General features: G+C 67.6%; 13 protein-coding genes. 8 read left to right on the top strand and 5 right to left on the bottom strand.

The features are described 5' to 3' along the window. Positions 1-104: 104 nt before the first annotated feature. On the top strand, positions 105-527 hold the full coding sequence (locus tag V6K52_RS00780) for a VOC family protein (RefSeq protein ID WP_353952004.1): 423 nt from the start codon (positions 105-107) through the stop codon (positions 525-527). A gap of 126 nt (positions 528-653) precedes the next feature. Here the strand turns inward: V6K52_RS00780 and V6K52_RS00775 are convergent, their stop codons facing one another. Continuing rightward, a complete protein-coding gene (locus V6K52_RS00775; protein ID WP_353952003.1) occupies positions 654-1304 on the bottom strand; it encodes a TetR/AcrR family transcriptional regulator in 651 nt (216 codons plus the stop codon). Positions 1305-1370: 66 nt separating this feature from the next. Here V6K52_RS00775 and V6K52_RS00770 point away from each other — a divergent pair, with 66 nt between their 5' ends. From V6K52_RS00770 to V6K52_RS00745, 6 genes are all read left to right on the top strand, one after another. Beyond that, positions 1371-2321, top strand: coding sequence for an MFS transporter (locus V6K52_RS00770; protein ID WP_353952002.1), 951 nt, complete (start codon positions 1371-1373; stop codon positions 2319-2321). A 5-nt stretch (positions 2322-2326) separates the two neighbouring features. Next, positions 2327-2599, top strand: a complete 273-nt coding sequence (locus V6K52_RS00765) for a hypothetical protein (protein WP_353952001.1) — start codon at positions 2327-2329, stop codon at positions 2597-2599. Between the two features lie 102 nt (positions 2600-2701). Next, on the top strand, positions 2702-4276 hold the full coding sequence (locus V6K52_RS00760; RefSeq protein WP_353953834.1) for an ATP-dependent DNA ligase: 1575 nt from the start codon (positions 2702-2704) through the stop codon (positions 4274-4276). An 87-nt stretch (positions 4277-4363) separates the two neighbouring features. Continuing rightward, complete coding sequence (locus V6K52_RS00755; protein ID WP_353952000.1) at positions 4364-5725, top strand: potassium transporter TrkG; 1362 nt, start codon at positions 4364-4366, stop codon at positions 5723-5725. After that, positions 5718-6386 (top strand): TrkA family potassium uptake protein, encoded by a 669-nt coding sequence (locus V6K52_RS00750; RefSeq protein ID WP_353951999.1) that lies wholly within the window; start codon positions 5718-5720, stop codon positions 6384-6386. Before V6K52_RS00755 ends, V6K52_RS00750 begins: the two co-directional genes overlap by 8 nt. Before the next feature lie 62 nt (positions 6387-6448). Then, positions 6449-6742 (top strand): hypothetical protein, encoded by a 294-nt coding sequence (locus V6K52_RS00745; protein WP_353951998.1) that lies wholly within the window; start codon positions 6449-6451, stop codon positions 6740-6742. Positions 6743-6802: 60 nt separating this feature from the next. Here the strand turns inward: V6K52_RS00745 and V6K52_RS00740 are convergent, their stop codons facing one another. The 3 genes from V6K52_RS00740 to V6K52_RS00730 form a co-directional block, all read right to left on the bottom strand. Then, the gene (locus V6K52_RS00740; protein ID WP_353951997.1) at positions 6803-7111 is read right to left on the bottom strand and encodes a DUF1801 domain-containing protein; all 309 of its coding nucleotides are present in this window, start codon (positions 7109-7111) and stop codon (positions 6803-6805) included. Between the two features lie 560 nt (positions 7112-7671). Next, complete coding sequence (locus V6K52_RS00735; protein WP_353951996.1) at positions 7672-8499, bottom strand: sulfite exporter TauE/SafE family protein; 828 nt, start codon at positions 8497-8499, stop codon at positions 7672-7674. 129 nt (positions 8500-8628) lie between these two features. Then, on the bottom strand, positions 8629-9366 hold the full coding sequence (locus tag V6K52_RS00730) for an enoyl-CoA hydratase-related protein (protein WP_353951995.1): 738 nt from the start codon (positions 9364-9366) through the stop codon (positions 8629-8631). A gap of 499 nt (positions 9367-9865) precedes the next feature. Here V6K52_RS00730 and V6K52_RS00725 point away from each other — a divergent pair, with 499 nt between their 5' ends. After that, on the top strand, positions 9866-10492 hold the full coding sequence (locus V6K52_RS00725) for an alpha/beta fold hydrolase (protein ID WP_353951994.1): 627 nt from the start codon (positions 9866-9868) through the stop codon (positions 10490-10492). Positions 10493-10497: 5 nt separating this feature from the next. Here V6K52_RS00725 and V6K52_RS00720 read toward each other — a convergent pair whose 3' ends face one another. Further along, positions 10498-12354 carry a DUF5107 domain-containing protein gene (locus V6K52_RS00720; RefSeq protein ID WP_353951993.1) on the bottom strand — a complete coding sequence of 619 codons (1857 nt, stop codon included), beginning with the start codon at positions 12352-12354 and terminating at the stop codon, positions 10498-10500. Positions 12355-12501: the final 147 nt, after the last annotated feature.

Here is a 12501-nt window from a genome sequence, read left to right as displayed (position 1 = left end):
TGAACCACTGCGTATGCCGGGAGCTCACCTTCTTTGGTGAACTCCCGGCATACGTGTGTCCGAGGCCCTTTCGGCTGTCGGTGTGCGGGTCTACGTTGACTTTTATGGCAACCACACTGAATCCCTACATCCAGTTCCAGGACAACGCGCGCGAGGCGATGGAGTTCTATTCGTCCGTGCTCGGCGGAGAACTCACCATCTCCACCTTTGGTGAGTACGGCGACCCCGGCGAGGCCAACGCGGACGGCGTCATGCACGCCCAGCTCGTGGCCCCGGGCGGCCTCACCCTCATGGCCTCCGACACGCCTCCGGGCATGCCCGCCTCTCAGGGTTCCTCGATCTCGATCAGCCTCTCCGGTGACGACAGCGACGAGCTACACGGCTTCTGGGACAAGCTCTCCGAGGGCGGCCAGGTGCAGATGCCGCTCGAGAAGCAGATCTGGGGCGACGAGTTCGGCGTGCTCTCCGACCGCTTCGGCATCGCCTGGATGGTCAACATCGCCGGCGAACAGCCCGCTGCGGAGTGATCGTCCGCACGCCCCGTCGAGGCCTGCACCGCGACCTCGGGCGGACCGACACGTTCGCCTACGGGATGCTCGCCTTCGACTGGAAGGCCCTCCGGGCCGATTGAGTCGGGACGCGGTTGATGCGGATCAACGGCGCGCGCGGCCGGAAGGCCGGGCCACCTCGAAGGCGTCCAGCAGCACCTCGGCCGTCAGGCGCGCGTGCTTGGCCGGGCCGGTCGCGCCGAGCGCCTGGACCGACCCGTAGATCCCCTCGAGGACGAGCGCGAGCTGGTCGCCGAGGACCTCACCGTCCCGCTGTCGGCGTGGGCTCCGGGTCACGCCCACGAGTTCCCGCACGAGACTGTGGAGCTGCTCGCGAACCCATTGCTTCGTGGCGACGGCGATCTGGTGCGCCTCGACCGAGGAGTCAGGAATCTCAGCGAGGAGAATGAGGAACGGACATCCCCGGCACAGCTCCGGCTGCACCGCGGCGAGGGTGGCGTCGAAGAGCCGGAGGATGCGTTCGCGCGGGGTCCCATGCTGGGTCGACGTCTCCTCGAGGATGAAGTCGCGGTAGGCGTCGGCGACGCCCTGGATGTACGCCGCGATGAGACCGTCCTTGGAGCCGAACTGGCGATAGAGCGCAGTGGGGGCGACCCCGGCCTCGGCCGCCAGCCGGTCCACGCCCGTTGCCCGGATCCCATCCCAGTAGAAGAGCTCCTGGGCCACCCCGAGAATGCCCTCGCGGGTCTCACTCGCCGGCCGACGTGTTGCTCGCTGGGAAGTTGTAGGGCTCATGTTTGACATGTTAGGGAACGTTCCCCTACGTTGCAAGGTAACGATCCCTAACAAGGAGCAAGCGTGATGTCGACATCACCCGCCGCGCTGCCGGTCGAGACCCCCGACCCGACGAGTTCGACCGCAGCTCTGGCCCGTCGCCTCCGACCGTTGCAGGTGGGCGTCGCACTCCAGGCGTTCGTCCTCTGGGTGCCGGTCGAGAAGCTCTTCATGTCCGGCATTGGTTTCACGGCCGCCACGATCGGCATCATGGCGGCGGTCTACGCGGCGACCGTGCCACTCCTCGAGATTCCTTCCGGGGTCGCGGCCGACCGATGGAGCCGCACCCGGTTGATGGCGCTGGCCGGCGTTGCCCTTGCCGCCAGCACCCTGATCGGTGGGCTGAGTCAGGGTGTGGGCACCTATGTGGTCTCGGCTGTCTTCCTTGGCGTCTACTTCGCCATGGCGTCCGGGACTGTCGACAGCGTTCTCTACGACACCCTGCTGGAGGCCACGGGGTCCGGCGAGACGTTCGACCGATGGTTGGGTCGGATCAGGGCTCAGGAGAGCACCTCCCTGGTCGCGAGCGCCGTCCTCGGCGGGCTCGTGGCGGGATGGCTGTCCCCACGCGCGACCTACTTCGCCACGGTCCCCGTCACGTTGTTGTCCATCGTCTTCCTGCTGCGCTTCCGTGAGCCTCAACTCCACCGCAGCAACACCGGCACGAGCATCGCGGAGCAGACGCGGCACACCATGCGGGCCATGACGCGAGGTGCAACGGTTCGCAACGCCATCCTCCTGGGCGCGGCCACCGGCATGCTCCTCCAGGCTGTCTTCGAGTTCGGGCCACGGTGGCTGACTGCTGTCGATGCACCCGCGCCGCTCTATGGGCCCTACTGGGCCGCCCTCGTCTCGACCATCGGCTTCGGCGCTGGCTGGCGGGTCGCATCCCGTGGCACCGACGCAGCGCGGTGGTCGGCTTTGCCGTGCTCTTGGCAGCCGCACCGCTCCCTCTGGCCCTCGTCTCCCAACTCGTAGCCGTCATGGCCGCGCAGGTGACGATGGGGCTGGCCCTCGGCGTCCTCGCGGTGCGGGCGACCCAACTGCTCCACGAGTCCGTCCCCTCCGCGATCCGCGCGGGCGTGGCCTCCGGCGTGGGCACGGTCACCTGGGCCCTCTTCATCCCGTTTGCCCTGGCCAGCGGCTGGCTCGCTCAGGTGCACGGGGTCGACGGGGCAGGCGCACTGTTCGTGGGTGCGGGTCTCCTGCTCGCGCTCGGCGTGCTGACCCACGCTGGAACCCACGATCGTCGCTAGCTCGTCGATCGCCCAGCCGCTGTCACCGTCCACGCCTAACATCGTGGCCATGGAGTTCCGGTGCCACGCACCTCGCGCAGGGGTCACGTCGTGACGTCCGGTATGCCGCTCGCTCGCCTTGTCGACGCGGCCGACGCTCTCGCCGCGACGCGTTCGCGAACCACCAAAACCGAGGTACTGGCCGGGGTGCTGCGCGACCTGACCACGGGAGAAGTCGAGACCGCGGTCGGTTTGCTCCTGGGGCGGATCCGTCAGGGGTCGATCGGGCTCGGCTACCGGACTGTGCTGTCGGCGCGTGAGACGGCGAGCCCGGCTGCTGAGGGATCGCTGACCGTGCTGGACGTTGACGCGGTGCTGGACCGCGCCGCCGGGCTGGCGGGTGTCGGGTCCGTGAACGCGCGCAGTGAGGCGCTGGTTTCGCTGTTCGAGCGGGCCACCGCCGTCGAGCAGGACTACCTTGTGCGTGCCTTCACGGGCGAGATGCGCACGGGTGCCCTGGAGGGAGTGCTCACCGACGGGTTGGCCCGTGCCGTGGGGCTGCCGCTGGCGGACGTGCGTCGTGCCGTGATGCTCAGCGGGTCGTTGGCTGGGACAGTGCGTCTGGCGCTGGAGTCTCCCGGGGCGCTGGCCGATGTGGGGCTCGCGGTGCTCACGCCGGTCCAGCCTATGCTGGCGTCGACGGCGGCTGATGTTGCCGCGGCGCTGGCGGTGACCGGCGAGGCGTCGGTCGAGCACAAGCTCGACGGTGCGCGCATCCAGGTGCACCGCAACGGTTCTGACGTTCGTGTCTACACCCGGTCGCTCGCCGACATCACCGCGCGGGTGCCCGAGATCGTCGAGGTCGCCCTCGCTCTGCCGATCGAGTCGATCATCCTCGACGGCGAGACGCTCATGCTCGATGACGACGGTTCACCACGACCGTTCCAGGACACGATGAGCCGCTTCGGCTCTGATGAGAAGCGGGCCGACGTGATGCGTGAGCAGGTGCTCGCGCCGCGCTTCTTCGACGTGCTCCATGTCGACGGCGACGATCTCATCGACCGACCACTCACGGAACGGTTGGCCGTGCTGGAACGCGTGGCGCCGGCATACCGGATCGCTGGTGAGGTGACCACGGATCCCGTTGTCGCAGAACGGATCGCGGCAGATGCGCTGGCCGCCGGCCATGAAGGCGTCATGGTCAAGGGCATCGACACGACCTATGCGGCGGGGCGGCGCGGCAAGCACTGGGTCAAGGTCAAGCCGGTGCACACTTATGACCTCGTCGTGCTCGGCGTCGAGCGCGGGTCCGGCCGTCGCAAGGGGTGGCTGTCCAACCTCCACCTCGGAGCGCGTGACCCCGAGGGCGAGTTCGGGCCGGCAGGGGGCTTCGTCATGGTGGGCAAGACGTTCAAAGGACTCACCGACGAGCTGCTGCGCTGGCAAACCGAGACGTTCCCCGACTACGCCGTCGATGACGACGGATGGGCGCTGATGATGCGGCCCGAGATCGTCGTCGAGATCGCCATCGACGGGGTGCAGCGGTCGTCGCGCTATCCGGGCGGCGTCGCGCTGCGCTTCGCCCGGGTCAAGCGCTACCGCGTCGACGGCGCACCCGGCCAGGATTCGGATCTCCACGCCAAGCCAGCCGCCGAGGCCGACACGATCCAGTCCCTCCGCGCTCTCCTCCGCCCCTGAACCGTCAGTTCCTTGTGCGACACCCATCCTTCAAGCCGGGACTGTCGAACATCTGCTTCAAGCGACGGGACCTGACATCCTTGGCCGGTGTTCCTTCGCCGAGTCAGCCCTGGCTCCCGCCGCAAGCCGTTCTTTCGGCACCCTGCGCAGGTGGTGACGTTCGCGTTCGCGGCGGCCGGTGCAATCGGCACAGTGTTGTTGATGCTGCCGACGTCACGTGCCGATGAGGGCGGGGCACCGTTCGTCACGGCATTGTTCACGGCGACCAGCGCTGTGTGCGTCACAGGCCTCACGGTGGTCGACACTGCCACCTACTGGACGGTGCCGGGTCAGGTGGTCATCTTGGCGTTGATACAGGTTGGTGGGTTCGGGATCATGACTCTCGCGTCGCTCATCGCGCTGCTTCTCTCGCGTCGGATGGGACTCCGCACCCGCTTGACTGCGGCGGCCGAGACAAAGAGTCTCGGTCTTGGAGACGTGCGCCGGGTCCTGCGTGGGGTGTTCCTCATCACCGTGGTGATCGAGAGTGCCATAGCCGTGGTCCTCACCTTGCGGTTCCGGGCCGAGTACGACGACTCGTGGGGAACCGCGGCCTGGCACGGCCTCTTCCATGCCGTGTCGGCGTTCAACAACGCCGGGTTCGCCCTGTTCAGCGACAACCTCATGGGCTTCCTCGGCGACGGATTCGTGCTGATGCCGATCTCCGTGGCCATCATCATCGGTGGTCTCGGGTTCCCCGTACTCATGGAACTGCTCCGCAACCGCCAGCCCCGCTCCTGGAGTCTCCACACCCGACTCACCCTCCTCATGACCGTGGTCCTTCTCGTCGGCGGCACGGCGTTCATCACCCTGGCCGAGTGGGGCAACCCCGGCACCCTCGGGCCCTTCGACCCACTCGGCAAACTCCTTGGCGGCTGGTTCCACGCCGTCCAGCCACGCACCGCCGGCTTCAATGCCTGGGACTACGGGGCTGCCACCGACGAGACGCTGCTCGGAACGATCATGCTGATGTTTATCGGCGGCGGCTCTGCCGGTACCGCCGGCGGCCTGAAGGTCACCACGTTCATCGTGCTGTTCTTCGTCATCGTCGCTGAGGTGCGTGGCGACGACGACGTCATCGCCTTCGACCGACGCATCGAACACCGGGTCATCCGTCAGGCCGTCACCGTTGCCCTGCTCGGCGTTGCCGCCGTCATCGGTGGCACGATGGTCCTCACAGAACTCACCGACCTGCCGTTCCGCGACGTGCTGTTCGAGACGACCTCTGCATTCGCCACAGTAGGACTGTCCACCGGCATCACGCCCAAGATTGGCGACCCGGGACAATTCGTCCTGGTGGCACTGATGTTCCTCGGACGACTCGGACCCATCACCTTGGTGTCAGCACTTGCTCTGCGGGAGCGGAACCGCCGCTACCGCTACCCCGAAGGAGCCCCCCTCATTGGCTAAGAAAATTGCACAGTCCGGAGGCGTCGTCGTCATTGGGCTCGGACGCTTCGGGAAATCCCTCGCCGACGAGCTGGAACGCGACGACGTACAGGTGCTCGCCATCGACCAGGACCCCAAGCTCGTCCAAGACCTCGCAGGCCGCTGGACGCACGTCGTCCAGGCCGACTCGACAGACCTGCAGGCAATGGAACAGCTCGGCGTCGGCGACTTCACCAAGGCCGTCATCGGCATCGGCAGCAACCTCGAGGCCAGCGTCCTCACTGCCTTCGTGCTGCGCAAACTCGGCGTGACGGACATCTGGGCCAAAGCAGTCACGACCTCGCAGGGAGAAATCCTCTCGCAGGTTGGCGTCTCGCATGTCGTTCGCCCCGAGCACGCCATGGGCAAGCGCGTCGCACACCTCGTCCGCGGCCGGATGCAGGACTACATCGAGTTCGACGACGGGTACGCCATCGTCAAGACCGCACCCCCCCGCAGCATCCTCGGCCGAACCCTCGCCGAGACGGGCATCCGCCAGAAGTACGGCGTCACCATCGTCGGTATCAAGACCGTCGGCAAGGACTTCTCCTACGCCACCCCGACGTCCGTCGTCAGCGAGGGCGACCTCATCATCGTCTCGGGCGAGCGGCGAAGGGTCGAGGCCTTCTCCGACCAAGACTGAGGGACGCGGGGCGCGACATCTACATAGAGCTGCGAGACGGTGACGGCCGGCCAATCAGGCGAATGCCGGACCCCTCGGGTGGCACGTTCGACGCGGCAGGCGACTTCGACCGGTTCATCGATGAGTCTTCGTTCGGGCGTGACGACAGCTGGGATCTCCCCACCTTGAGCCGGATCGACCCGTACGCCGATACGGAGATGGCCGTCGATGTCAGGACTGCTCTGCTGGCTGACATCGAGCAGGCGATCCCCGAGGCGAAGCCAGGGCCCGAACTCCGCGGCCTCCTCCGCCTCCGAGTCATGGCTGAGACCTGCCGAGGCACCCACGACTCCGTGATGGTCTGGCTCGGCGACTAGCGCGACATCCGTGGCATGGGCGCGCGTTGACAAGCGGTCTCCGGGGCGCTCAAGGGAGGGTCAGGCGACTACCCACCGGTTGACGAGTAGGACCACCTGTTGCTGGTGGTCGGCCACTGCGTCAAGGCTCGGGAGGTCGACGACGGCTCGGTCCGGAGCCAGCCACTTCATGAGTCCCGACGGGTCGTCAAAGACGAAGCCTGCAGTGTCATCTCGTGTGGTGGCCCCGCGATGGAAGATCAGCTGCAGACGCGCCTCAGGGTGCAGGCGGAACGTCACGCGGTCCGTTCCGCCGTAGCAGAAACTGGGCGCATTCCACTTCACGTGTTCGGTGATGGCTGCGTTGGAGGCCAGGATGGCAGTGCGCAACTGCACCACTCCTGCTTTCAACGGGTGCCGGAGATCGTTCATGTATCGGTCGACGTCCGACGCGGTGCTAGCCACGAGGCTCCTTCCGTCGGGCGTCGGGTCGTCGGGTGTGCCCGTGTCTGGGACGCCTCATCGATCCCCTGCCGCCATCGAACCATCCTGGTGCACGCTCTGCGGCATGAACGGATGATCCCCGTTCTGCGGCTGCCTCAGGCTCGACGAGCGGCGCGGACCATAAGGACCAGGCACGTGCAGATAGTCAAGAAGGCGCAGACAGCCAGGACTAACGCGGGACCGTCCCAGAGAGTCACCCACGCTGGCTCAGCACGTATGCTGTCGGCGGCGTCCAACCTCACGCCGAGCACCCACCAAACGAAGACTGACGAGGCGACCCAGACTGGGACGGCTGCCAGGAGCAGTCGGCTGCTCCAGCGAGGTAGCAGGCGTGAGGCGGCGTCGGCGTTCGTCATGTGCCCAGACTTGCACCCTGGCGGCTAGGCGAAGCGTGATTTGTTCGCCACCGGCACGTCAGCGGCAATAGCGGACGTGTTTGTCAGGCGTTACCCGTGTTGCCAGACCTTGCGCGCGGAGAGTAGGAGAAGCAACGCCAGGAGTGGGACGAGTACCGCGGCGGGCACCACGCCGAGGAGCGCTCCGCCGGCTACGGTGCCAATGATGGACCCGGCCGCCATGGCGAGTACGAAGGTCTTGTTCGCTGCCAGGACGGTGAACGACTTGTCCCTGCTGTAGCGGGCGAACGCGACCAGCATCGTCGGCAAGGACACAGCCAAGGAGAGGCTGCCGGCAATCTTTATGTTCATGCCGTAGAGCAACACGATGGCGGGGATGAGCAGCTCGCCGCCCGCCACGCCCATGAGCGCGGCGACGATCCCGATCCCGGCGCCGGCAAGGACTCCGGCGATGGCTTGAGCTGGTCCGTCGAGGTCGGCGGGTTGGACGTGTCCGAGGTGTGTTGCCAGCAGGGCCACGGCGATCAGCACCAGCAGGACGGCGAGCACCCGGTACAGGGTGCGGGTGGCCATCCGAGTGGCCCAGGTCGCACCGAGGTAGGCGCCGACCAGACTCCCGGCCAACAGGTTCACCACGATGGACCAGTGCGGGGCAAGCTCGGCCAGTGGAACCGACACCAACCGGGCCGGCAGGGCGGTGGCCACCACGATCAGGCTCAGTGCCTTGTTGACAATGACAGCCTGTAGGGCCAGGAAGCCGAACATCCCGATCAACAAGGGCAGGCGGAACTCGGCCCCACCAAGGCCAATCATCCCGCCGAGAACACCGACTCCAGCCCCTGCGCCGGCCGCGGCCATCCACCGTCGGTTCGGGGGAACTACCGAGGCCAGGGTCGCGCCATCGTGAACTTGCTTCACGCGCTTGACCCCTCACCGCTGCTCACGAGTGCACCCTAGGCCGGTTGGTTGTCGACTTGCGGCGCGGCCCATGTCGGCGAAGGCAGAAGCGCCTGAACCCGCAGCCATGTCCAGTCGTTCGGGCTTGGGTCAGCGCTTGAGGAAGGCCTTCATCGCGGCCTTGGCCTCGTCGCTGTTGAAGAGGCGCTCGGAGAGTTCGGCCATCTCGTCGCCCTGGGCGTCGATGTGGGCGAGCAGGTCCTTGTTGAGGAGCCGCTTGGTCTCGCGCAGTCCCTGCGTGGTGCCGCGCGCGAGGTCGGCGACCACGGTGTCGACCTCCGCCGACACACCCTCGGGTGCGACCACACGGGTGATGAAGCCAGCCGCGGCAGCCTCAGCAGCCGTGATGCGTCGACCTGACAGGAAGAGCTCGGACGCCGCCCGCGAGGTCAGGCGAGGCAAGAGGGTCAACGAGATGACGGCCGGGGCGAGCCCCAGTCGGACCTCCGTCAGCTGCACGGTGACGTCGTCCGCCGCGATGACGATGTCGGCCGCGCCCACGATGCCGAGTCCACCGGCAACAACCGGACCGGCGAGCTCGACGACGACCGGGGTGTCGGCCGTGACGATGCGGCGCAGCATGGCGACGAGGGCAGCGGTGGCCCCGCTCTGGCCCTTCGACGCCTCGGACAGGTCGGCGCCCGCGCAAAAGACCCGATGGGCCGATCGGAGCCGGATGACCCGCACCTCCGGGTCGACGTCCGCCGTCTCGAGGTGGGCCGTGAGCTCGGCGACGAGCTGCCGGCTCAGGGCATTGCGGTTCTGCGGACTGTCGAGGGTGATCGTCGCGACGGCATCGTCAATCGACAGGTGGACGAGCTCGGTCATCGTGATCTCTTCTCGTAGGACGTGTCAGCAGGACTTCTGGAGCCCGAGGCCGAACTTCGCAAGGGACATGTTCGCAGCCGCGCCCGCCGCCATGTGATCCATGGCCGATGGTGATCGCATGTCACGCCGCCTCAGCCCGGCGTTCGCACGGTGTTTCGGTCAGACGGGACTCGTGCCGGGCTGCCCGCCGAGTTCTCCGTCGTCGAATGCCCTGGAGCCGCCGAGAGCGTGGGCGACCTCGTGCCTGTTCGCCGGATCGGGATCGCTGAAGACGACATCACGCTCTACCCCTTCGAATCCGCGTCAGACTGGTTGGGTGTGGCTGCGGTCAGCGGAGCCGCGTGTGCGGCCATCGCTTCCGCCATAGGGGTCGCGCGCGAGCTGTGGGGCGTTCGAAGTTCGCGGCGCCGCCGAGCGCGTCGACACGCACAGCGGATCGAAGCAACCGATTGATGGCCGCCGACCCATCCGTTGCCCGCTGCGACTCCGAAGAAGAGACGTGCCCACCGCAACACCCTCACTGACCCGTTTCGACGCGCCCGCACGCCCGAACGCGGTCATCCTCATGCTTCATGGCGGCAAGCCGAACTCGCACGCCGAGGTCGACGGCCGAAGTGCGTCGTGGCAGCGCTCTGCATGGATGGCGCGCTCCATCGCCGACCGCGCCCACGAGGGTGGTGCGAGCGTGTGGCTGCTGCGATACCGCGAGCGCGGCTGGAACGGCGGGCGCGAACGCGCGGCCGACGCCCAGTGGGCGCTCGACCAGGTGCGCGACACCCACGGCGACGTCCCCGTGATCCTGCTCGGCCACTCGATGGGTGCCCGCGTCGCCGTCCAGGTCGCCGACGACGCGTCCGTTGCGGGAGTGGTCGGCCTGGCCCCGTGGTGGTCCAGCACCGACCCGGTGCGAACGCTCGTCGGCAAAACCCTCATCGCCGCCCACGGTCGCCGGGACCGGATCACATCGATCGCCCAGACCCGACACTTCGTCGAGCGCGCCCGGCCGGTCGCTGCTCACGCGGAGCTGGTGGACATGGGCCTGCTCGGCCACTACATGCTCGGCTCTGCGGACCGCTGGAACGATGTGGCCATCGAGTCTTCGCTCCGCATCCTCACCCCCGCCTGAACGGCCTACTCGGGCCCCTCCTCCGGCGTCATGCGGAAGTCCAGTCGCGCAGGAATCGGCTCACCGGGACGCAGTCGGGAGAACAGGTCGGACAGCGCCTGGTCGCCCTCGGCGAGGTCGGGCACCTCAAGGTCCTCGAGGATGTCCAAGGCCGCGCCATCGTCACCCAGCATGGCCAGAGCCTGCGCCAGATGGAGCTGGACGCGGCCGTGGGTCCGCACGGCCTCGGGCAGGGCGGCGACCGCAGTCACCACGTCCTGCGGCTGACCGCCATCACGCAGCACGACAAGCCACTCGACAGCCAGGCGGCGATCCTCCGGAGTGAGCGCCAGCGCTCGCGCATACAGCTCGGCACGTTCGCCGGAGTCGCCTGAGATCAGCGCCAACCCACGCAACGCCACCGCGGTGGGTTGACGTTCAACACTTCGCGCGTATGCCGTGCGCGCACCTTCGAGGTCACCTCTCAGGTGACGTGCGGTCGCCAACGTATACGGCACCCACCAGCCCGTCGCTCGCGCTTCACACTCCTCGAATCGCGCCAGCCATCGGTCCGAGACCACCGGCAGGGTCGGGCGCTCTGACGACATGTCGTCGAACACCTCGGGTCCATCTCGCCCGTCTGCTGGCGACGAAGCGAAGCGGACGAACGGCAGGCTCTCGTCGTCGACCTCCGGGAAGGGTGTGCCCGGGAGTGCGGCCGCCCCTCGGAGTGCGAGTTCCGCCTGCCCCCAACCGGATCCGACGTGGATCAGCTGGGTCGGAGTCACGTCGGCGACGTCGCGCAGCCACTGACTGTGCTGGTCAGCCAGCCACGCTGGAGGTGCAGCGTCATGGACAGCCAGCCGGGCGGCATACGCCGCCGTTGTGTAGTCCCCCGAGACCACGGAGGGGTCGAGAGCGAGTGGAACGAAGGCCTCGGTCCACGTCCTGCTCGCGTGACCGTCAAGGAGGTCGTGCTCGAGCTGGGTCGTGCAGACGCCGGCCTGGATCTCGAGGTATCGGCTGCCGGGAACGCCGAGCCAGTCCTGCCAGCGCTGGCCCCCGTTGCCGTGCCCCCAGAGAAACATCTTGCGGCCGCGTAGCTCCCGGGTGGACGTCTGACCGATGCCGCGACCGTCGGGTTCGACGGCGGTGACCAAGGCGCCCTCCTGGTCCCCCACCTCATAGAAATAGTCAGCGGCATGGCGGCTGGCACTGGTCCGGCTGATGTCAACGGCGCCGTCCGGGAACGGGATCGACACCCGGTCCAGCACGCCGGTGTAGTCGGTGCGCCACGCCGACTCGGCGGGCACGAGGACCCGTGTCCCCGGCGTCTCGGGAACCGCGATGTTGGTCCAGTAGTAGAGGGGCTTGGGCTCGGGGTCCGGATTGAGCACGCGGGTGGAGGCCATCAGCCGCGCACCGCTGAGCCAGAGGTCGACCTGGAGGACGAGGTCGCGCGTCCGCTCCCACTCCCACAGGCGCACCACCGGCCCGAGGGACGTGTCGAGGATGGCGGCATGCATCGGCCGGTTGGAGGTGGTGCCGTGGCCGGTCGAGCCGAGGTTCCACTCGATGCCGCCAGCGAACCACGCGTCGGTGAGTCCGAAGTTCGCCCAGCGCAGCCTTGAGTTCCGGTGCACCAACTCACGACTGCGTGGCTCGGAACCCCCTGCATCAGCCTCGGAGAGGAGCGACCAGATCCGACCGCCGAGCGAGGGGAGGACCATGACTCGGAGCTGGCCATTGCCCAGTTCGATCGCCGGCAGCTCAAGGGTGTCGTCGGCGCGGCCGTAGTCGCTCATCACGCCATATGGGAGCGGTGACGCGAGGGCACCGCGAGAAACACGTTCCACCATGTCGGCGGGCGCCTCGTCACTCACGCGAGTGGTCGTCTGGTCACGCACCGGTCTCAAAGCGGGCAAAGAGCTCGCAAGCCCTGCCATTGAGCCCGCCACGGTGACAGACTGTCGGCGCACGTAACCGGAGTGTGAACTAGTCACAAGGGCCCCTTTTTGAGTGATTGTGCT

It is taken from the genome of Knoellia sp. S7-12 (assembly GCF_040518285.1).
Lineage (GTDB): Bacteria > Actinomycetota > Actinomycetes > Actinomycetales > Dermatophilaceae > Knoellia.
The sequence above is the reverse complement of the archived record's forward strand: the minus strand, read 5'-3'. Positions and strand labels throughout refer to the sequence as shown.

Bases quoted from the DNA above. Each gene is read 5' to 3' on its own strand.
- V6K52_RS00730 (WP_353951995.1), bottom strand. From the start codon at position 9,366: ATGACCGAGCTCGTCCACCTGTCGATTGACGATGCCGTCGCGACGATC.
- V6K52_RS00770 (WP_353952002.1), top strand. From the start codon at position 1,371: ATGTCGACATCACCCGCCGCGCTGCCGGTCGAGACCCCCGACCCGACG.
- V6K52_RS00775 (WP_353952003.1), bottom strand. From the start codon at position 1,304: ATGAGCCCTACAACTTCCCAGCGAGCAACACGTCGGCCGGCGAGTGAG.
- V6K52_RS00760 (WP_353953834.1), top strand. From the start codon at position 2,702: ATGCCGCTCGCTCGCCTTGTCGACGCGGCCGACGCTCTCGCCGCGACG.
- V6K52_RS00745 (WP_353951998.1), top strand. From the start codon at position 6,449: ATGCCGGACCCCTCGGGTGGCACGTTCGACGCGGCAGGCGACTTCGAC.
- V6K52_RS00765 (WP_353952001.1), top strand. From the start codon at position 2,327: ATGGCCGCGCAGGTGACGATGGGGCTGGCCCTCGGCGTCCTCGCGGTG.
- V6K52_RS00780 (WP_353952004.1), top strand. From the start codon at position 105: ATGGCAACCACACTGAATCCCTACATCCAGTTCCAGGACAACGCGCGC.